General features: G+C 67.6%; 18 protein-coding genes, 1 other RNA gene and 1 pseudogene. 16 read left to right on the forward strand and 4 right to left on the reverse strand.

What is annotated here, in order from left to right:
* Positions 1 to 57: 57 nt before the first annotated feature.
* Both AC5P7R_RS11290 and AC5P7R_RS11295 read right to left on the reverse strand, forming a co-directional pair.
* Positions 58 to 426: a YraN family protein gene (locus AC5P7R_RS11290; protein WP_031270824.1), complete on the reverse strand. Its 369-nt coding sequence runs from the start codon at positions 424 to 426 to the stop codon at positions 58 to 60.
* On the reverse strand, positions 416 to 2,137 hold the full coding sequence (locus AC5P7R_RS11295; RefSeq protein WP_019661062.1) for a penicillin-binding protein activator: 1,722 nt from the start codon (positions 2,135 to 2,137) through the stop codon (positions 416 to 418). The genes AC5P7R_RS11290 and AC5P7R_RS11295 overlap by 11 nt, the downstream gene beginning before the upstream one ends.
* 81 nt (positions 2,138 to 2,218) lie before the next feature.
* On the opposite strand from AC5P7R_RS11295, the gene rsmI reads away from it, so the two are divergent.
* From rsmI to rnpB, 4 genes are all read left to right on the forward strand, one after another.
* Positions 2,219 to 3,037: a 16S rRNA (cytidine(1402)-2'-O)-methyltransferase gene (rsmI, locus tag AC5P7R_RS11300; RefSeq protein ID WP_065178763.1), complete on the forward strand. Its 819-nt coding sequence runs from the start codon at positions 2,219 to 2,221 to the stop codon at positions 3,035 to 3,037.
* Positions 3,038 to 3,441: 404 nt separating this feature from the next.
* Positions 3,442 to 4,077, forward strand: a complete 636-nt coding sequence (locus AC5P7R_RS11305; protein WP_157803430.1) for a DUF6058 family natural product biosynthesis protein — start codon at positions 3,442 to 3,444, stop codon at positions 4,075 to 4,077.
* A 117-nt stretch (positions 4,078 to 4,194) separates the two neighbouring features.
* Positions 4,195 to 5,004, forward strand: coding sequence for a PDZ domain-containing protein (locus AC5P7R_RS11310; RefSeq protein ID WP_346483920.1), 810 nt, complete (start codon positions 4,195 to 4,197; stop codon positions 5,002 to 5,004).
* An 80-nt stretch (positions 5,005 to 5,084) separates the two neighbouring features.
* Positions 5,085 to 5,436, forward strand: an RNA gene (gene rnpB, locus AC5P7R_RS11315) — RNase P RNA component class A.
* Positions 5,437 to 5,511: 75 nt separating this feature from the next.
* Here the strand turns inward: rnpB and AC5P7R_RS11320 are convergent.
* Positions 5,512 to 5,991, reverse strand: coding sequence for a DM13 domain-containing protein (locus AC5P7R_RS11320; protein WP_021203423.1), 480 nt, complete (start codon positions 5,989 to 5,991; stop codon positions 5,512 to 5,514).
* 356 nt (positions 5,992 to 6,347) lie between these two features.
* On the reverse strand, positions 6,348 to 7,100 hold the full coding sequence (locus AC5P7R_RS11325; protein ID WP_111098018.1) for an NRDE family protein: 753 nt from the start codon (positions 7,098 to 7,100) through the stop codon (positions 6,348 to 6,350).
* A gap of 323 nt (positions 7,101 to 7,423) precedes the next feature.
* Here AC5P7R_RS11325 and mraZ point away from each other — a divergent pair, with 323 nt between their 5' ends.
* From mraZ to AC5P7R_RS11385, 12 genes and pseudogenes are all read left to right on the forward strand, one after another.
* Positions 7,424 to 7,870, forward strand: coding sequence for a division/cell wall cluster transcriptional repressor MraZ (gene mraZ, locus AC5P7R_RS11330; protein ID WP_004143635.1), 447 nt, complete (start codon positions 7,424 to 7,426; stop codon positions 7,868 to 7,870).
* Between the two features lie 14 nt (positions 7,871 to 7,884).
* Positions 7,885 to 8,853, forward strand: a complete 969-nt coding sequence (rsmH, locus tag AC5P7R_RS11335) for a 16S rRNA (cytosine(1402)-N(4))-methyltransferase RsmH (RefSeq protein WP_012479154.1) — start codon at positions 7,885 to 7,887, stop codon at positions 8,851 to 8,853.
* On the forward strand, positions 8,850 to 9,113 hold the full coding sequence (gene ftsL, locus AC5P7R_RS11340) for a cell division protein FtsL (RefSeq protein WP_005412242.1): 264 nt from the start codon (positions 8,850 to 8,852) through the stop codon (positions 9,111 to 9,113). The genes rsmH and ftsL overlap by 4 nt, the downstream gene beginning before the upstream one ends.
* Positions 9,110 to 10,954, forward strand: coding sequence for a peptidoglycan D,D-transpeptidase FtsI family protein (locus tag AC5P7R_RS11345; RefSeq protein ID WP_019661067.1), 1,845 nt, complete (start codon positions 9,110 to 9,112; stop codon positions 10,952 to 10,954). The genes ftsL and AC5P7R_RS11345 overlap by 4 nt, the downstream gene beginning before the upstream one ends.
* Positions 10,951 to 12,459 carry a UDP-N-acetylmuramoyl-L-alanyl-D-glutamate--2,6-diaminopimelate ligase gene (locus AC5P7R_RS11350; RefSeq protein ID WP_021203427.1) on the forward strand — a complete coding sequence of 503 codons (1,509 nt, stop codon included), beginning with the start codon at positions 10,951 to 10,953 and terminating at the stop codon, positions 12,457 to 12,459. The genes AC5P7R_RS11345 and AC5P7R_RS11350 overlap by 4 nt, the downstream gene beginning before the upstream one ends.
* A complete protein-coding gene (locus AC5P7R_RS11355) occupies positions 12,456 to 13,850 on the forward strand; it encodes a UDP-N-acetylmuramoyl-tripeptide--D-alanyl-D-alanine ligase (RefSeq protein WP_021203428.1) in 1,395 nt (464 codons plus the stop codon). Before AC5P7R_RS11350 ends, AC5P7R_RS11355 begins: the two co-directional genes overlap by 4 nt.
* Entirely contained in the window at positions 13,840 to 14,925 is a 1,086-nt protein-coding gene (gene mraY / locus AC5P7R_RS11360) for a phospho-N-acetylmuramoyl-pentapeptide-transferase (protein WP_019661070.1), read from the forward strand. The genes AC5P7R_RS11355 and mraY overlap by 11 nt, the downstream gene beginning before the upstream one ends.
* Before the next feature lies 1 nt (position 14,926).
* Entirely contained in the window at positions 14,927 to 16,252 is a 1,326-nt protein-coding gene (gene ftsW, locus AC5P7R_RS11365) for a putative lipid II flippase FtsW (protein ID WP_021203429.1), read from the forward strand.
* Positions 16,249 to 17,337: an undecaprenyldiphospho-muramoylpentapeptide beta-N-acetylglucosaminyltransferase gene (murG, locus tag AC5P7R_RS11370; protein ID WP_111098015.1), complete on the forward strand. Its 1,089-nt coding sequence runs from the start codon at positions 16,249 to 16,251 to the stop codon at positions 17,335 to 17,337. Before ftsW ends, murG begins: the two co-directional genes overlap by 4 nt.
* A gap of 40 nt (positions 17,338 to 17,377) precedes the next feature.
* Complete coding sequence (gene murC, locus AC5P7R_RS11375; RefSeq protein WP_495213857.1) at positions 17,378 to 18,814, forward strand: UDP-N-acetylmuramate--L-alanine ligase; 1,437 nt, start codon at positions 17,378 to 17,380, stop codon at positions 18,812 to 18,814.
* A complete protein-coding gene (locus AC5P7R_RS11380; protein ID WP_021203431.1) occupies positions 18,811 to 19,773 on the forward strand; it encodes a D-alanine--D-alanine ligase in 963 nt (320 codons plus the stop codon). Before murC ends, AC5P7R_RS11380 begins: the two co-directional genes overlap by 4 nt.
* Positions 19,770 to 20,447, forward strand: a pseudogene (locus AC5P7R_RS11385) (cell division protein FtsQ/DivIB); the annotation flags it as partial. The gene AC5P7R_RS11380 and the pseudogene AC5P7R_RS11385, both read left to right, overlap by 4 nt.
* Positions 20,448 to 20,513 lie beyond the last annotated feature (66 nt).

Consider the following 20,513-nt stretch of genomic DNA (forward strand, 5'->3'; position numbering starts at 1 on the left):
TGGGCCGGCTGCAGGTCCGACGGGTAGTGCCGGCCGCTGGCCGGCAAAGAGTAGCCATCAGGAGTCATCCAATCGGAACGCATCGCGCAGCCAGTGCAGCTGCGGCGGCTCGCCGGTGGCTTCCACCACATCGAAACGGCACGGCGCATCGGCCAGCGCGGGATTGTCCTGCAGGTACAACAATGCGGCATGTGCCAGGCGCCGACACTTGCGCACATCCACCGAGGCCGCGCCGCCACCGAAATCGGATCGCGCGCGATAGCGCACTTCCACGAACACCACGGTGCCGGCATCGTCCATCACCAGGTCCAGTTCACCGCCGCGATAACGCACGTTGCGCGCACGCGGCCGCAGTCCGGCCTGTTGCAGATGCTGCTCGGCGGCGGCTTCCACCGCCGAGCCACGTTGGCTGCGCTCAGCGACCACCGACGATCGGCATCGGCCGGCCGCCATTGAAGGTCGACCAGGCCGGCTGGCGCAGGATGTTGCCATTGCTGTCCAGGAACAGGGTGCCGGTGGCACCGTCCAGGCCGCCTTCGTTGGACAGCTTGTCCAGGTAGGCGGTGATCTTCCAGGCATCGGCGCCGAAGGCGAACAGGCGGCCGGCCGCACCGCGTGCGCTGGGCAGGGTGCTGGCGACCTGGCTGGCCGAGGGCAGGCCGGACACGCTGCGCACGTTCCAGGCTTCGTTCGGGTAGACGATGCCGTCCAGCGCCACGTCTTCTTCCACCTTGCCGCTGCCGACGGTTAGCTGCGAAGTGCCAACGCGGGTGGCGCCACCGGCACCGGCCAGCGCCAGCTGCGGCGCCAGCAGGCGGGCCTGCGGCGCGCGCACGGCGAGGAACACGGCATCGACCTGGCCGGCATTGCGCACCTGCGCACCGACATCGCCAACCGCGTCGCTGACGCCGACGGTAGCCACCACCTGGCCACCACGCTGGGCGAAGCGCTGGGCGAAGGCGGCGGCGGCACGGCGGCCGGTATCGTCGGCGCTGTTGATCACCAACGCCTTGCCGCGCTCGCGGCCGCGCAGATATTCGGCAGCGACGATGCCGTCGTCTTCCGGTGCCAGCGAGAAGCCGGCGCTGCCGGCCGGCGGCGCGTCCTTGCCACGGTTCAGGGCCAGCACCGGCACCTGCAGCTGCTGGCGGCCATAGACCGCATCCACTTCGTCGCGGCCCAGCGGGCCGACCACGAAGTCGGCGCCGGAGGCGACGGCCTTGTCATAGGCGGCCAGCGCACCGGCCGGGGTACCGGCGGTGTCGATGAAGTTGATGTCCGGGCGGCGGCGGGTCTCGCCGTAGTACGCGGCCAGCAGGCCATCACGCACCGGCTGCGCGGCGGTGGCCAGGCGGCCGCTGAGCGGCAGCAGCACGGCCAGCTTGGCCGGCGGGCGGTAACCGTCGCTCATCGCCGGCGGGCGCTTGCTGGTGTCGAACTGGGCGGCGCCATCGCGGTCGAACGGGCGCGGCAGCGGCAGGCCGCGCGCGATCAGTGCGCGGCCGGCGAAGTTGTACAGCGGGTCGTTGGCCGGCAGGGCAGCGGCACGGCTGCGCAGGGTGGCATCGTCAAGCGTACCGAGCAGACCGGCGATGGCGGCCTGGTTCTCGCTGCGCGCGCTGCCGGTCAGGCTGGCGTGGGCGCGGGCGCGCTCGGTGGCGGCACCGAAGGCATCGCCGGTGCCCTGCAGCGCGTTGGCGCGGGCTACGTGCCAGCGCGTGCGCAGCGCGGGGAAGACGTTGTCGCCCTGTTCCTTCAGCAGGGCCAGGGCCTGCGCCGGCTGCTTGTCGGCCAGTGCCAGCTCGGCGCCGGTCAGCTGGTAGCGCTGCAGGCTGGCGCCGGACAGCTGGCGGGCGGTGAGCTGGCCAAGCAGGCTGCGCGCGCGGGCACTGTCGCCGGCCAGGTGCCAGGCCCAGGCGGCATCGGCCAGGGCGTTGCTGCGGGCGCCACCTTTCAGGGTTGCGGCCAGCGCTTCCAGCTGCAGGGCGGCGTCGCGCGGTTTGCCTTGTTCGATCAGCGCCAGCGCCTGGCTCTGGGCCGGCGATTCGGGCGCGCTGGTCAGGCTGGTGGTGGCACAGCCGGCCAGCAGCATCAGCGACAACGACAGGGCGGAGATCCGTGCGGCGGGCTTGTTCATGATCGGGTCCATGCGATGAGGGCAGCGGCCTTGGCCGGGTACACGCTACGATTCTACCCTTGCCCCGTGAGTACCGCTGAAATGAGTGTTCCAACCCTGTACGTCGTCGCAACCCCGATCGGCAACCTGGCCGATCTGAGCCCGCGCGCGCAGGAGGTGCTGCGTTCGGTGGCGGCCATCTGTGCCGAGGACACCCGCCGCAGCGGCCAGCTGCTGTCCCATTTCGGCATCCAGCAACCGCTGGTGGCCCTGCACGAACACAATGAAGAGGCCCTGGCGCAGCGCCTGGTTTCGCGATTGCAGGCCGGCGAGTCGCTGGCGCTGGTCAGCGATGCCGGTACCCCGCTGGTCAGCGACCCCGGTTTCCGCTTGGTGCGTGCCGCGCGCGCGGCGGGTATCAAGGTCAGCCCGGTGCCCGGTGCCTGCGCCGCCATCGCCGCGCTGAGCGTGGCCGGCCTGCCCAGCGACCGTTTCAGCTTCGAGGGTTTCCTGCCGGCCAAGGCCAGCGGCCGCCGCGACCGCCTGCAGGCGCTGGCCGGCGAAGTGCGCACGATGGTGTTCTACGAATCCTCGCACCGTATCGCCGAGTCGCTGGCCGACATGGCGGCGATCTTCGGCGGCGAGCGCCCGGCGGTGCTGGCCCGCGAGCTGACCAAGCTGTTCGAGACCGTGCTCGACGGTGACCTGGCGGGGCTGCTGGCCCAGGTCGAGGCGGACGACAACCAGCGCAAGGGGGAGTTCGTGGTGATGGTGCAGGGTGCTGGTGACGACGAGGAAGCGCAGCTGGCGCATGGTCGCCGTGTCTACGCGAAGCTGAGCGAGCACCTGCCGCCGTCGACCGCTGCCAAGCTGGCTGCTGAGTTGACCGGCGCACCGCGCAAGGCGCTGTACGGGAGTTGATCGCTCGCTCCGGGCCATGCCTGGGCAGCGCGCGGCGCGAAATGCGAAACGGTTCAGATCCGCCGGAGGGTCGCCGATCTCTGGCGAGTGAATGTGCTCACGTGCGCAGCTGAGGGGCGAATCAGGGGCTAGGGAATGTCGTGATGAGCATCAAATGATCGACCCACTGACGATCGTACGAACCCAGCAGCCTTTGGCATGACGGGACGTCCTGCAGAGCGACATTGAGATCAGTCGAGCCCGTGCGGATACTCCCGATGCGGAAGGGTGTCCGTAGTGTGACCCCATTTCCGAGGCCTCTGACGCGTGAGGACCGGTGCTCGGGAGGTCTTCAAACGCCTGGCTTGGGCGAAGACGCTCCGGCACACGCCTCTTCATCCCCCACTTGGGAGTAATTGTTCGAGATGGCATTGACAGCCTACCTTCAAGCTCATTTCCTGCCAAAGGATGCGTTCGCCGCATTCTGCAATGTGTCAGAAGAAAGACTCAGTCGCCTGATTGCAGTGGGCGCGGTGCCGCAGCCCACCTACACCTGCGAGGAAGGCACCATCCGATCTGCAGTGTTCGGCTCCATTCCCATCAGCGAAGACCTTGTGGGAGAGTACTTCCGTACCGATTGCGCACGCTGGACACGCATCGCCGATCATGCACCACCGGGCAGTGAACGGGCGGCTGTGGTCGACGTTCTGCTGCAGGAGCTCGAGGGCTACATGGCAGGCGTGCTTGGGGATGCCAACGCTGCGCACGACAAGGCGCAACTGCTGCTCCCGCACTTCTTCAACGGGACCTTCGGTCTGTGTATCGCAGATCCGTCCACCGGCGCCGGCATCGCAACAAAGGAGCTACTCCAGGAACAACTGGTCGCACTCGCCAGTGACACCCACACGCCTCTCGACGCGCGTGTCGACAGGCAGGCGCTGCTGGCATTGATCGACGATTATGCGCGTGCGTCGATGCCGTTTTCGCCGGCCGAGTATGACCGTAGCAGCAGAAAGCGACTGGTCGACGATCTCCGCCGGGAGCTGGACGAAAAGTCCTGAAAGGCGTGCAGACCTGCATGGCTCATTCACAGACTGGGACGCTGGAACACGGCAGCGGCCGAATTCCGGGGGACGAAGGGGCGAAGCTCTCAGATTTCCTCCAGGGAGGAAAGACAAATGCTTGAAAAGGGTCTGTTCCTGCTGTTCGCTCTGGCCGATGCGCCAGCTCCTGCAGCTGCAGCGCCGCCGCCCGTAGCCATTACCGAAGCCGACCTGGGCCCGGACTATGTCGGCTACCTGTTGTTCGATCCGGGGTTGGTCGAATTCAATCGGCTGCAGTCGGTTCGCGATTACGGCAATTACCTGACCTACCGCGCGGCACGTGACGCGTTGGAGAGCTACGAGGCATGTCTGCAAGTGGGGGCCGACAACCACGCACAGATCGAGGCGGCCTACCAGCAGTTGGTGAACAGCCAGCAGCGGTACGTCAGCGCGGCGCAATGGCACGACCTGCGGCAGGCCCTGCGTGCGGGGCGCGAGCCGGTGCCCGAGCGCGCGTCGTGGCAATGCGCCGCATTCGTGGACAACGCGCCCTATTTCGATGCGGGGTTGGACGATGCACTGCTGGGCGCCACCGAATTGGCGCGCGAACAGGCCGGGGAAGGGGATTCGCGTAGCGATGCGCTGCGCCCGGTCCTCGGCGTTCAAATGGGGGGCGCGACCGTGATCGAATCCGAGCCTGACGAGGGTCCGGCCCATCGCGCCGGCCTGCGCAAGGGGGATGAGGTGCTGGCCGTGGCGGGTACCCGAGTGAAGACCGTCTTCGGTGTCGGCCAAGCGTTGAAAGCCCACGCGCCTGGCGATCGCGTGGACGTGCGCGTTCGCCGCATTGAATGGGACGGTTCGCAACCGCAGGTGCGGGAATTGATCGTAGGTGTGGTGCTGGAGTCGCGGGCGGCGGTGATGGCGAGGGCGAAGGGCCGCTAGAGCCACGCCACGCGTGGATGAACCGGATGCCGCGATCGGCACGGCAGGAAGGGCGTGCGTAGGCTAGAATGTGCGCTGGCGGAGCCGGCCAGACAGTCGCGTCATCCCTTCGGGGGTGCCGAGGAAAGTCCGGGCTCCATAGGGCAAGGTGCCAGGTAACGCCTGGGCGGCGCAAGCCGACGGAAAGTGCAACAGAAAGATACCGCCTACGTCTTCTTCGGAAGGCCGGTAAGGGTGAAATGGTGCGGTAAGAGCGCACCGCGAGTCTGGCAACAGACCGGCACGGCAAACCCCACCTGGAGCAAGACCAAATAGGGATCCTTTGGCGCGGCCCGCGTTGGATCCGGGTAGGTTGCTTGAGCGTTGCGGTGACGTAACGCCTAGAGGAATGACTGTCCACGACAGAACCCGGCTTATCGGCCGGCTCCGCCTCTTTCTTCCATAGGCATGGACCGCGCATCGGTGCCGCCGGCCAGCGGCCGGCACTACCTTGATGTCGCGCGGTCCTCAGCCCGGCGTACGGTACTGCCCGGCGGAAATGAACTGCGAGAAGCGCTCGCACCACACCACGACGGTGGTGTAGTCGTCCACGTCCACGTTCGCGGGCACCTCGACCAGGAAGCGGTTGAAGGTCTTCACTTCGCCGATGCGCTGGGCCTGCGCCTTGATCTTCAGGAAGTCGGCCTTGTTGTCGACGAAGTCGCGCACCAGGTACACCTTGTAATCCGGGCCCGGTCCCATCTTCCCGTCGAAGGCGACCTGGGTGGCGCTGACGCTGACCTTGCCTTCGGCCCAATGCACCGCATCACTGCCCTTGAGGTCGCGGCGAAAGGTGGTGCGGTAGGGGGCGTCTTTCATGGCCGCCTGCACCTGCGCAACCGGCGGGTCATCGGGGGCGATCAGGATCGGCAGGAGATAGACGCCCAGGCCGAAGCCCAGGCCGAGGGTGAGCAGGTGGGTGGCGAGCAGGATGAGGATGCGGCGCATGGGGCCTCCTTGTGGTTGCGATCGATCGCGCGGCGAAGTGCCGGGCCTGACCACCCTGGGAGGTCAGGGCCGACATTTATAGGCACAGGGCCGATTGCGAAAAGGGCACAGTCGGGTGGCTGCGATGCTGAAAGCCCTCTGGCGAGGGCGGATCGCGGTCGCGGCTGGAAGCTGAATGACGTATCAGGCGCGCTGCGCTGACGGCTGCCGGCGCGTGGATCGCGACAGCGCGCTGTGGGTAGTGCCGGCCGCTGGCCGGCAGCTTCATGGCGAATCCGAGCATCCAAAGGTTGCCGGCCAGCGGCCGGCACTACCCCGCTGGCAAGAGAATCCGCCCAGTGGCCGGGACGGCCGGGTCAGAAAATGACGTGGCTTTGTCCGCTCGGTGCACCCTGCGGGCCGAAACGGCGTTCGTGGATCTCGCCGTGGCCGTCGGCGTCGATCAGCAGCACCGTGCTGGCGCGGGTGCCATAGTCGTCGCCGCGGATGAAGGCCGGGCTCAGCCAGCGCTCGCGTTCCAATCCGATGCCGGTGTCGGGCAGGTCGCTGTCGGCGGGGCGATGTTCGTCCGCCAGGGCGGCCCAGAGCGGGGTCAGGTCCTCATCGCCGGCCTCGAACCAGGCTTCAAGCGCAGCCATCAGCCGCCGGGTCTTCGGCCAGGGCGCGTCCAGCGCGCCGTTGGACATGCCATGTACGCCCGGGCCCAGGCGCTGGCGCTCGGCGGGGTGGTTGCCCAGGTACTCCAGGCTGTCGCCATCGGCCAGCAACAGGTTGAATGGGGCGTAGGCGCCGGCCACCGTTGCCAGTCGGTCGATATGCACGGCGGCGGGGTCGCGGCCGCGCAGGAAGTCGGCCACCAGCGCACCCCGTGAAGGACCGGTCTGTGCGGCCAGCGGGTCGCGGACATTGGTGACCACGGCCATGCGTCCGCCGGCGCCGACGCCGGCCCAGCCGCCGCCGGAGCGCAGGTCGCGCCCTCCGATGACGGAGGTCTCATCTTGCCAGGGGGCCAGCGCCGCTGTCGGGCGGGCGTGGAACTCATCACGGTTGCCGGTCATCACCAGCCGCCAGCGCGGGTGGTGCATCCAGCCAAGAGCGAGCAGGCACATGGCCTCATTGTGCACGGTTTGCGCAGTCTGGCGCCGCTTCCTGCCCGTCCCGGATGAATGCGCGAGCGATGTTTCACGCTCTGTCCACACCCCTGAACTTCCGTTCAATCTCAAAAATTGAGACGGATCAGCAACTTGTGGATAAGCCTTGAACAATTCTCTAAAGGTTGTTGCAAGCCATTGATGCGGCTGGCGATTTCCCCGCTGAAAAGTTGTTGACAACCCTTCGGCCGCTGCTAAGGTGGGCATCAGAGGGAAATCCGGGTGTTTTGTGGGTTTTCGTGGTTCAATGTTTCACCGGGCGAAGGATAGGTGCACGCGTCGTGTTCCAGGGCGAGACGGCCATCACAGTTGACGATAAAGGGCGCATGGCGGTTCCCACCGCTTACCGCGACCTCGTCGCGCGCGCCAGCAACAACCGTCTCGTGCTGACCTACAACCCGTTCGAAGCCGGCTGCCTGTGGCTGTATGCAGAGTCGGAGTGGGAGCGGGTCCGCGACGACGTCATGTCCAAGCCCAACACCCAGCGCGTCGTGCGCCTGTTGCAGCAGAAGCTGGTCGGCTCGGCCGCCCATCTGGAACTGGACGGCAACGGTCGCATCAGCATCCCCGCCAGCCACCGCGGTGCGGTGGGCATTGAAAAGAAGGCGGTATTGCTCGGTATGGGCGACAAGTTCGAATTGTGGAGCGAGCAGGCGCATCGGGCCCTGATCCAGCAGACGTTGTCTGACGAGGATCTGGGTGATGGGTTGCTCGACCTGAAGTTGTGAGCCGGGGTGCCCGGATGCGCCCAGAAGCGCAGACCGGTCACCTTCCGGTGTCGCAGTCGCCGGCGGTGCACCTGCCGGTCCTGTACACCCAGGTCCTTGAAGGCCTGAGGGTGATCGAAAACGGACGTTATCTGGATGGCACGTTCGGTCGTGGCGGTCATGCACGTGGCGTGCTCACCCAGCTCGGTCCCGAGGGGCGCCTGCTGGTCATGGACAAGGATCCGGAAGCCATCGCCGTTGCCGAGCGCGATTTCGCGCCGGACCCGCGCGTGTCCATCTTCCGTGGCAGCTTCGCCCAGCTGCTGCAGTGGGATGCGACGGCCGAAGGCCTGGACGGCGTGCTGTTCGACCTCGGCGTGTCGTCGCCGCAGCTGGACGTGGCCGAACGTGGCTTCAGCTTTGGCAAGGACGGCCCGCTGGACATGCGCATGGATCCGGACAGTGGTGAAAGCGCCGCGCAGTGGATCAACCGCGTGGAAGAGCGCGAGATCGCCGATGTGCTGTGGACCTACGGCGAAGAGCGCCAGAGCCGCCGCATCGCCCGTGCCATCGTGGCCCGCCGTGAGAAGCAGCCCTTCTCCCGCACCGCCGAACTGGCCGAGCTGATCGCCTCGGTGATGCCGCGTGGAAAAGACAAGATCCACCCGGCCACGCGCAGCTTCCAGGCCATCCGCATCCACATCAACCGCGAGCTGGCCGATCTGGAGGCCGGGTTGGATGCCGCCGTCGAACGGCTCAAGCCCGGTGGCCGCCTGGCGGTGATCAGCTTCCATTCGCTGGAAGACCGCATCGTCAAGCAGTACATGAACCGCCTGGCCAAGGCGCCGCCGGCCAACCGCCGCCTGCCCGAGGCGGTCGCGTTCGTGCCGACGCTGGACCTGATCGGCGGTGCCATCAAGGCCACCGACGAAGAGCTGGCCGCCAACCCGCGTGCCCGCAGCGCCGTGCTGCGCGTGGCGCAGAAGCGGGAGGCCGACGCATGAGCCGGTTGCTGCTGATCATCCTGCTGGCTTCCACCGTGGCCTCGGCGATCGGCGTCGTGTTCGTGCGTCATCGTCACCGGCAGACGTTCATCGAACTGTCGCGCGCCGAGCGCAAGCGCGATGACATCAACCTGGAGTTCGGTCGCCTGCAGCTGGAACAGGCCACCCTGGCCGAAGCCAACCGTGTCGATCGCATCGCCCGCGAGAAGCTCGGCATGAAGTTCCCCGAGGCCGCCGACATCGTGGTGGTGCGGCCATGAGCAAGACCGGCCGCAACCGCCCGCGCAACGCCTTCAACCTGCGCCAGCGCCTGCGCTGGGTCGCGCTGGCGCTCGGCCTGTGCTCGGTGTCGCTGGTCGGTCGTGCCGCCTACGTGCAGATCATCAACAGCGACTTCTACCAGCGCCAGGGCGAGGCCCGTTACCTGCGCGAGCTGCCGATCAAGACCTCGCGCGGCATGATCACCGACCGCAACGGCGAGCCGCTGGCGGTGTCCACCCCCGTCGCCTCGATCTGGGTCAATCCGCAGGACCTGCTGCGTTCGCCCGAGCGCATTCCGGAGCTGGCCCAGGCGGTCGGCATGTCTGTGGATGAGCTGAGCAGCCGCCTGTCGCAGAAGTCGGACAAGGAATTCATGTACCTGCGTCGCCGGATCAATCCGGACGAGGCAGAAAAGGTGGTCGCGCTGAAGATTCCGGGCGTGGCCGCGCAGCGCGAGTTCCGCCGCTTCTACCCGCAGGGTGAGGCGATGGCGCACGTGCTGGGCTTCACCAACATCGACGACCGCGGCCAGGAAGGCCTGGAGCTGGCGTTCGACGAATGGCTGCGCGGCAAGGCCGGTGCCAAGCGGGTGATCCGCAACCGCAAGGGCGAGACCGTCGAAAGCGATCTGCTGCGCGCCGCCGAACCGGGCAAGGACCTGACGCTCAGCATCGACCGCCGCATCCAGTACCTGGCGTTCAAGGAACTGCGCAACGCGCTGGTGGCCAACAAAGCGGCCGGCGGTTCGATGGTGATCATGGACGTGAACACCGGCGAGATCCTGGCCATGGTCAACCTGCCCACCTACAACCCGAATTCGCTGACCGGCGCGCTGCCCGATGCGCGCCGCAACCGTGCGGTGACCGACCTGGTCGAGCCGGGTTCGACGATGAAGCCGTTGACGATTGCCACGGCGCTGCAGGCTGGTGCGGTGACCAAGGACACCATCATCGATACCAACCCGGGTTACATGCAGGTGGCCCGCTTCACCATCCGCGACGTGCCGCGCAACAACGGCGTGCTGAACGTGACCGGCGTGATCACCCGCAGTTCCAACATCGGCGCGGCCAAGGTCGCGGCAAAGATGCCGGACCAGGTGTTCTATGACGGCGTGCGCCGTTTCGGCTACGGCTCGGTGCCGCACAGCGGGTTCCCGGGTGAATCCGGTGGCGTGGTGCGGCGCCCGGCCAACTGGGACGGTGCCACCAAGACCACCATGTCCTACGGCTACGGCCTGAACGTGACACCGCTGCAGATCGCCACCGCCTACTCGGCGCTGGCCAATGGCGGCAAGTTGATCGCGCCGACCTTCGTCAAGGGCCAGCGCAACGAAGCGCATCAGATCATCGACGAGAGCGTCGCCAGGCAGGTGGTGGCGATGATGGAAACGGTGGTCACCCAGGGCGGCGCCAAGCAGGCAGCAGTGCTGGGTTACCGCGTAGCCGGCAAGACCGGTACCGCGCGCAAGACCGGCCCGGGTGGTTACGAGCGTGGCCATTACAACGCGCTGTTTGCCGGTGTGGTGCCGGCCACCAACCCGCGCTTCGCCACCGTCATCGTCATCAACGATCCGCAGGCCGGCAAGTTCTACGGCGGCCTCGTGTCGGCGCCGGTCTATCACAACGTGATGGAAGGCACACTGCGCCTGATGGACGTGCCGCTGGATGACCTGCAGTCGTGGCTGGCCGCACAACAGTCGGGCAAGGTCGGCCACTCGGCCTCGATCCTGCCCGCACCGCCGGCCGAGACCGCGCTGCCGGTGGATGCCGCCGCTGAATTCGATGCTGCGCTGCCGAGCGCGCACGCCCAGACGCCCCCCGTTACGGGAGGCACGCAATGAGTCCTTCGATGTTGCTTTCGCAGTTGCTTCCCGACGTGGCCCTGGCGGGCCATGATCCCGTTCTGACCGGGCTGGCGCTGGACAGCCGCGCCGTGCGTCCCGGCAATGCCTTCGTCGCCATCGCCGGTTTCGGCGCGCATGGCCTGAACTTTGTCGAGCAGGCCCGCGCGGCCGGTGCCAGCGCCATCCTGTTCGAGCCCCCGGCACCGGCCGAACTGCCGGCGCCAGCCGATGCGATCGCCGTGCCGGGCCTGCGCGCACGCATGGGTGCGATGGCCGACCAGTTCCATGGCGCGCCGTCGCGGGCGATGGCGATGGTGGGCGTGACCGGCACCAACGGCAAGACTTCCACCGTGCAGCTGCTGGCCCAGGCCTGGCACCTGCTCGGCACGCCCAGTGGCAGTATCGGCACGTTGGGCGCCGGACTTTATGGTGCGGTCGAGCCGACCGGTTTCACCACGCCGCTGGTGCTGCAGATGCATGCGCTGCTGGCACAGCTGCGCGACGCCGGTGCGCGCGCGGTGGCGATGGAGGTCAGCTCGCACGCACTGGACCAGGGCCGCGTCGATGCCGTGCACTACGACGTGGCGGTGTTCACCAACCTCACCCGCGATCACCTGGATTACCACGGCGACATGGCCAGCTACGGCGCGGCCAAGGCGCGGCTGTTCCATCGCCCGGGCCTGAAGGCAGCGGTGATCAATCTGGACGACGCCTTCGGTCGCCAGCTGTTCGCCGTCCTGCCGGTGGGCGTGCAGCCGATCGGCCTGAGTTCGCGTGGTGCCAGCGATGCCAGCGTGCGCGCCGAAGCGTTGCAGCTGGATGGTCGTGGCATTGCGTTTGAACTGGTCATCGACGGCCAGCGCGCGGCCGTGCATTCGCCGCTGCTGGGCCGCTTCAATGTGGACAACCTGCTGGCGGTGGCCGGTACCCTGCATGCGCAGGGCCAGCCGCTGCCGCGCATCGCCGAGGTGCTGTCGGCGCTGCAGCCGATCCGCGGCCGCATGAACCGCCTCGGCGGCGAGAATGGCCTGCCGACCGTGGTGGTCGACTATGCACATACCCCGGACGCGCTGGAACAAGCGCTGGGCAGCCTGCATGGTCACCTGCAGGGTACGCTGTTCTGCGTGTTCGGCTGCGGCGGCGAGCGTGACACCGGCAAGCGTCCGCAGATGGCCGCGATCGCCGAGCGCCTGGCCAACCAGGTCATCGTCACCGACGACAATCCGCGTGGCGAAGACGGTGACGTGATCGTCGCCGACATCCTGGCCGGCTTCCAGAATGCCGATGCCGTGACCGTGCAGCGCAGTCGCGCGCGTGCGATCGGCTTGGCGGTGAAGCGTGCCGGTGCCGGCGACATCATCCTGATTGCTGGCAAGGGCCACGAGCCGTACCAGGAAGTGAACGGTGTGCGCCATGACTTCGACGACACCGAGGTGGCTGCCGCTGCACTGGCGGCCAAGGCCGGTGTACTAGAGGCGCAGGCCGGGGAGGGTGCCGCGTGAAGCGCACTCTGCTTTCGCTGATCGCCCACTGGGCCGGCGGTGAGATCCACGGCGACGACGTGGCCATCGACGCGGTCAGCAATGACACCCGCAGCCTCGGTCCTGGCAGCCTGTATGTGGCGCTGCGCGGCGAGCGCTTCGACGGCCATGACTTTGCCGCCGACGCACAGGTGCGCGGTGCCAGCGCGCTGCTGGTCGAGCGCCTGCTGCCGGTCGAGCTGCCGCAGGTGCTGGTGGCCGACAGCGAGCTTGCACTGGCGAAGATCGCCACCGGCATGCAGCGTGACCGGGACACCGAGGTGTTCGCGATCACCGGCAGCAACGGCAAGACCAGCGTGAAGAGCCTGCTGCTGTCGATCCTTCAGCAGGTGGCCCAGCACGCCCACAAGGTGGTCTACGCCAACCCGGGCAACCGCAACAACGAGATCGGCCTGCCGCTGGCGGTGATCGATGCGCCGGAAGATGCCGACTACGCCGTCTACGAGATGGGCGCCGGCAAGCCGGGTGATATCGCCTACCTGACCGAAATCGCCCGCCCGCGCTATGCCCTGGTCAACAACATCGCCCCGGCGCACCTGGAACGCATGGGCAGCCTGCTTGGCGTGGCCGTGACCAAGGGCGCAATCTATGCCGCACTGCCGGCCGATGGCGTGGCGGTGATCAACGCCGACGATGCCTACGGCCGCTGGTTCGAACAGCATTTCGTCGGTACCCCGGCACGCTGCCGCGTGCTGCGCTACGGTCTGGAACATACTGCTGATGTGACCGCGCGCGACATCCGCGCAGGTGCGCAGGGCAGCCAGTTCACCCTGGTCTCGCCGGCCGGCGAGGCTCGCGTGGTGCTCGGCCTGCCGGGTCGCCACAACGTCAGCAATGCGCTGGCTGCCGCCAGCCTGGCGCTGTCCGCCGGTGTCGGTCTGTCGCTGATCGCGGCTGGCCTGGCCGAGGCGCAGCCGGTACCGGGCCGCCAGATTGCCCATCTGCTGCGCAATGGCGCGGTGCTGGTGGACGACAGCTACAACGCCAATCCCGGTTCGCTGGCCGCGGCCATCGACGCCCTGGCCGCCGCGCCGGAAGAGGGCTGGCTGGTGCTGGGCGACATGCGTGAGCTGGGTCCGGACGCCGGAGCGCTGCACGCGCAGGCCGGGCTCCGCGCGCGGTCGGCCGGCCTCAAGCGCCTGTATGCGCTGGGCCCGCTCAGCGCCGCTGCCGCTACCGCTTTCGGCGAAGGCGGCCGTCATTTCGCTACCCATGACGCGCTGTCGAAGGCGCTGAAGGACGAGCTGCACGCCGGCGTGCGCTGCCTGGTCAAGGGTTCCCGTGGCAGCGCCATGGACACGATTGTCAAAGCGCTGCTGGCGCAAGGAGAGGAATCCCCGCATGTTGTATGAACTGGCTCGATGGTTGCAGCAGTTGGAGAGCCTGTTCGGGCTGTTCAACTACCAGACGTTCCGCGCCATCCTTGCCGCGCTGACGGCCCTGTTCCTGTCGCTGTGGCTCGGCCCGGCGATGATCCGCAAGCTTGCCCAGTTCAAGGGCGGCCAGCCGATCCGCAAGGACGGCCCGCAGACCCATTTCTCCAAGGCCGGTACGCCGACCATGGGTGGCTCGCTGATCCTGCTGACCGTCACCCTGTCGGTGCTGATGTGGGCCGACCTGCGCAACCGCTACGTGTGGCTGGTGCTGGCAGTGATGCTGTGCTTCGGTGCCATCGGCTGGTATGACGACTGGATCAAGATCGTCCGCCGCGACCCGAACGGGCTGAAGTCGCGCTGGAAGTACCTGTTGCAGTCGATCTTCGGCCTGGCTGCTGGCCTGTTCCTGTTCCATACAGCCGACGTGCCGGCAGCGCTGACCTTCTACATCCCGATGTTCAAGTCGGTGGCGCTGCCGCTGGCCGGCATCGGCTTCGTGGCGATCGCCTACTTCTGGATCGTCGGCTTCTCCAATGCGGTGAACCTGACCGACGGCCTGGATGGGCTGGCGATCATGCCGACCGTGCTGGTGGCCTGCGCGCTGGGCGTGTTCGCCTACGCCTCGGGCAACGTAGTGTTCGCCAACTACCTGCAGATCCCGCAGATCCCGGGGGCCGGCGAACTGGTCATCATCTGCGCGGCCATCGCCGGCGCGGGCCTGGGCTTCCTGTGGTTCAACACCTATCCGGCCATGGTGTTCATGGGCGACATCGGCGCGCTGGCGCTGGGTGCGGTGCTGGGCACCATCGCGGTGATCACCCGCCAGGAGCTGGTGCTGGTGATCATGGGCGGAGTGTTCGTCATCGAGACGCTGTCGGTGATGATCCAGGTGGCCTCGTTCAAGCTGACCGGCAAGCGCGTGTTCCGCATGGCGCCGATCCACCACCATTTCGAACTGAAGGGCTGGCCGGAGCCGCGCGTGATCGTGCGCTTCTGGATCATCTCCGTCGTGCTCGTGCTGATCGGCCTGGCCACGTTGAAGGTGCGCTGAGATGAACGACCTGTCCCGCCAGGCAACACGCCTTGAAGCCATCGAAGGCAGCTACGACAAGTGGCTGCTGGGCGCGATCATCGCGCTCACCGGCATTGGCGTGGTGATGGTGGCGTCCAGCTCGATCGCGCTGATGAGCAGCCCGTTCTACTACCTCAACCGCCACCTGATCTTCCTGGCGGTGGGTATCGTGCTGGCGGTGCTTGCCGCCCGTACCGAGCTGAAGTCCATCGAGCAGTACAACCAGATGCTGCTGCTGGGCTGCTTCGTGCTGCTGCTGGCGGTGTTCGCGCCGGGCCTGGGCAGTACGGTCAACGGTGCGCGCCGCTGGATCAACCTGGGCATCTCCAAGTTCCAGACGGTCGAGGCGGTGAAAGTGCTCTACATCGTCTGGCTGTCCAGCTACCTGGTGCGCTTCCGCGACGAGGTCAACGCGACCTGGCCGGCGATGCTCAAGCCGCTGGGCGTGGCCGGTGCGCTGGTGGTGCTGTTGCTGCTGCAGCCGGACTTCGGCTCCTCCACCCTGCTGCTGGCGATCACCGCCGGCATGCTGGTATTGGGCGGGGTGAACATGCCGCGCATGTCGATGCCGGTGATCATCGGCCTGGTCGGCATGAGCGCGCTGGCGATCATCGAGCCGTACCGCATGCGCCGCATCACCTCCTTCCTGGACCCGTGGGCCGACCAGCAGGGCGACGGCTACCAGCTGTCCAACGCGCTGATGGCGGTGGGCCGTGGCGAGTGGACCGGCGTCGGCCTGGGCAACTCGGTGCAGAAGCTGTACTACCTGCCCGAAGCGCATACCGACTTCATCTTCTCGGTCACCGCCGAGGAATTCGGCTTCCTGGGCACCTGCGTGATCGTGGCCCTGTACGCGCTGCTGGTCGGCCGGACCTTCTGGCTGGGCATGCGCTGCGTGGAAATGAAGCGCCACTTCTCTGGCTACATCGCCTTCGGCATCGGCCTGTGGATCAGCATGCAGACCTTCGTCTCGATCGGCGTGAACCTGGGCATCCTGCCGACCAAGGGACTGACTCTGCCGCTGATTTCCTCCGGCGGTTCGTCGGTGCTGATGACCTGCGTTGCGATGGGCCTGTTGCTGCGCGTGTCCTATGAACTCAAGCGTGCCGAGCGCCGCCAGGCCGTGCGCATCGGTGGTGCCGAAGACGCATCTGCTGAGCCGGTGGGCGAGCCAGCCGTGCAGGTGGCCGCCAGCGCGCCGATCAGCGCCGGGGCGACGGCCGCAGCTCCAGCTCCAGCAAACGCCGCGCGCGGCACCAGCCGCCTTCAGTCGCGTATCGAACCGACCTTCGGGAGGCTGTCATGAGCGCGGCCACCGATAGCGTGCGCCCGGTGATGATCCTGGCCGGTGGCACCGGCGGTCACATCTTTCCCGGCCTGGCTGTGGCCCGCGTGCTGCGCGAGCGCGGCGTGCCGGTGACCTGGATGGGCGCCGACGGCGCGATGGAAACGCGACTGGTGCCGCAGCACGGCATTCCAATCGACACGCTGGCCATCACCGGCCTGCGCGGCAAGGGCAAGCTGGCCCTGCTGGGCGCGCCGTGGCGGCTGATGCGCGCGCTGCGCGCTGCCGGCATGATCATCCGCAAGCGCCAGCCGCGTGCGGTGGTCGCCTTCGGTGGCTTTGCCTCCGGCCCCGGTGGCATGGCCACCCGCCTGCACGGCCTCCCGCTGCTGGTGCACGAACAGAATCGCGCGCCCGGCATGACCAACCGCATCCTGTCGCGCTATGCGCGCCGCCTCCTCACCGGCTTCCCGGGTACCTTCGCCGAGCGTGAGGAGTTCGTCGGCAATCCGGTGCGCGCAGAGATCGCCGCCACCGCACCGCCGGAACAGCGCTTCGCCGACCGCCACGGACCGCTGCGCGTGCTGGTGGTTGGCGGCAGCCAGGGCGCGCGTGCACTGAACACCGGCGTGCCGCAGGCGATCGCCGCACTCGGCCCCGGCATTCCGGTACAGGTGCGCCACCAGAGTGGCGAGAAAATGCACGCCGAAGCGGTGGAGGCGTATGCAAAGGCCGGCGTGCTGGCCGACATCACGCCGTTCATCGCCGACATGGCCGAGGCCTTCGCCTGGGCCGACCTGGTGGTGTGCCGCGCGGGCGCTTCGACGCTGGCCGAGCTGTGCGCGGTCGGTGTCGGCAGTGTGCTGGTGCCATTCCCCGCTGCCGTCGACGATCACCAGACCCGCAATGCGGAGTATCTGGTCGAGCGCGGTGCTGCGGTTTTGCTGAAGCAGGACGGAACGCTGGCCGACGGCATTGCCGCACTGCTGCGCGATCTGTCCGAAAATCCCGCCCGCCGCATGCAGATGGCGCAAGCCGCGCGTGCCCTGGCCAAGGTCGATGCCGCCGAGCGCATCGCCGATATCATTCTTGAGGAAGCTGTATGAAGAAGGCATGCCACCGCGCCTGCCCTGCGCGAGGCCGCGCATGATCCGTCGCCTGCACGACACCAACGACCTGGTGCGCGCGTTCCCGCGCGTGCATTTCGTCGGCATCGGCGGCACCGGCATGAGCGGTATCGCCGAAGTGATGCTGACGCTGGGCTATGAGGTGTCCGGCTCGGACAACGCCGACAACGTGGCAACCCGTCGGCTGGCCAGCCTGGGTGCGCGCATCATGCGCGGCCACTCGGCAGCCAACGTACTGGGCACCGACTGCGTGGTGGTCTCCAGTGCCATCCGCGAAGACAACCCGGAACTGATGGAAGCGCGCAGCCAGCGCATTCCGATGATGCCGCGTGCGGCGATGCTGGCCGAGCTGATGCGCTTCCGCCGCGGCATCGCCGTGGCCGGTACCCATGGCAAGACCACCACCACCAGCCTGACTGCTGCGGTGCTGAGCGAAGGTGGCCTGGACCCGACGTTCGTGATCGGTGGCCAGCTGCTGGCGGCCGGTGCCAACGCCAAGCTGGGCGGAGGCCAGTGGCTGGTGGCCGAGGCCGACGAAAGCGATGGCAGCTTCCTGCGCCTGAACCCGCTGATGTCGATCATCACCAACATTGATGCCGACCATCTGGAAAACTACGGCAACGACTTTGCCCGCGTGCAGGCGGCGTTCGCCGAATTCCTGCAGCGCCTGCCGTTCTACGGCCTGGCCGTGCTGTGCATTGATGACCCGGAAGTGGCCGCGCTGGCCGCCAAAACCCCGCGTCACGTGATGAGCTACGGCATGAGCCCGCAGGCCGACGTGCGCGCCGAGAACGTGGTGCAGGAAGGGCCGCGCATGCGCTTCACCCTGCGCCTGCCGCAGGGCACCAGCCAGGAAGTGGTGCTGGCGCTGCCGGGCAGGCACAACGTGCTCAACGCGCTGGCCGCCGCCGCAGTGGGCTGGCAGCTGGGCGTGGCGCCGGATGCCATCGCGCGTGCGTTGGAAAGCTTCGCCGGTGTCGGCCGTCGCTTCAACGATCTGGGCGAAGTGACCACCGCCAGTGGTGCCAAGGTCCGTATCATCGATGACTACGGCCATCACCCGAGCGAGCTGGAGGCCGTGTTCGCCGCGGCCCGCGGTGGCTGGGCTGACAAGCGCCTGGTGGTGGCCTTCCAGCCGCACCGCTACAGCCGCACCCGTGACCAGTTCGACAAGTTCGCTGCGGTGCTGTCCAGCGTCGACGCACTGGTACTGAGCGAGGTCTACCCGGCCGGTGAGGAACCGATTGCCGGTGCCGACTCGCATGCGCTGGCCCGCGCCATCCGCGCCCGCGGTCGCAGCGAGCCGGTGGTGGTGGGCAAGGCTGCCGAACTGGCCAGCGTGCTGCCGGACGTGCTGCAGGACGGTGACCTGCTGCTGATGATGGGGGCGGGCGATATTGGCGCCGTGGCCACCCACATCGCGGTGGAAGGCTTCAAGGGGGAGGGCGAGGCGTGAGCACGCTGACCTTCCCGCCGCTGCGCGTGACCGACCCGGCTGTGTTCGGTCGCGTCGCCGTGCTGCTCGGTGGCACTTCCAGCGAACGCGAGGTGTCGCTGGATTCCGGCCGCAACGTACTGGAAGCACTGCAGTCGCGCGGTGTCGATGCGTTCGCGGTGGACGGCATTCCGGCGCTGGCCAAGGCGCTGGCTGCCGGCGGCATCGACCGTGTGTTCAACATCCTGCACGGCCACAACGGTGGTGGTGAGGACGGCATCGTGCAGGGCCTGATGGACGCCTTCGGCGTGCCGTACACCGGCTCGGACGTGCTGGGCTCTGCGCTGAGCATGGACAAGATCCGTACCAAGCAGGTGTGGTTGTCGCTGGGCCTGCCGACCCCGCAATACCGCAAGGTCGACGCATCGAACGTGCATGCACTGGCGGCCGAGCTGGGCCTGCCGGTGGTGGTCAAGCCGGCCAACGAAGGCTCCAGCGTGGGCATCAGCCGGGTCACCGACGAGGCTGGCCTGGACGAGGCCGTGACCCTGGCCGCGCGCTACGACGGCCAGTTGCTGATGGAGCAGATGGTGGTGGGCGATGAGCTGACCGTGGCCATCCTCGGCGACGTTGCCCTGCCGTCGATCCGCATCGTGCCCAAGGGCCAGTGGTACGACTACAACGCCAAGTACATCGCCGAGGACACCCAGTACCTCTGCCCGGGCCTGGAGGGTGGCGACGAAGCGGAAATCCGCCGCATCGCGCTGGCCGCGTTCCGCGCGGCCGGTTGCCGTGGTTGGGGCCGCGTGGACGTGATGCGCGACCGCAGCAGCGGCCGCTTCTTCCTGCTGGAAGTGAATACCGCGCCGGGCATGACCAGCCATTCGCTGGTACCCAAGGCGGCCCGCCAAGCCGGCATCGGTTTCGAGGAACTGGTGTGGCGCGTGCTGGAACAGACCCTGGAGGCTTCGCACGCATGAACGCGGTGCTGCGCATCTTCGTCTGGCTGTTGGCGCTGTCGGTGGTTGCACTGCCGGTGGTGGCCGTGGTCAATGGCTGGGTCGGCGCCGAGCGCTGGCCGCTGGCGAAGCTGCGCGTGCATGGCGAGTTCAAGCGGGTACCGGCCGAGCAGCTGCAGCAGGTGCTGCTGCCGTATGCGCGCGCCGGCTTCTTCGCGGTCAAGCTGCAGGACGCGCAGGACGCACTGGAAAAACTGCCGTGGGTGGAAAGCGCGCGGGTGCGCAAGCAGTGGCCGGACGTGCTGGAAGTGACCCTGGTCGAGCACAAGCCGTTCGCGCGCTGGGGCAACGACCGCCTGGTTTCCGAGCAGGGCAAGTTGTTCCCCACGCCGAAGAAGCTGGCCGACCTGGCGTTGCCCGAACTGGACGGCCCGGACAGCCAGACCGAAGAAGTGATGAAGCTGTACAGCGACTCGCGTGCATTGTTCGCACCGGCCGGCGTCGATGTGCGCCGGGTAACGATGGATGCACGCGGCAGCTGGTCGCTGGTGCTGAGCAACGGCACCGAAGTGGTGGTCGGCCGTGACGATGCGCGCTCGCGCCTGCAGCGCTTCGTCAAGGTACTGCCACAGCTCAACCGCCAGGACGCGCCGATCGAGCGCGCCGACCTCCGCTACACCAATGGTTTCACGCTGAGCTGGGGTACCCCGGCCACGCCGGCGAAAACGCCGGCGACCCCAGCCAGCAGGACGCAGGAAAGG

It is taken from the genome of Stenotrophomonas sp. YJH_SMC_27, assembly GCF_059369815.1.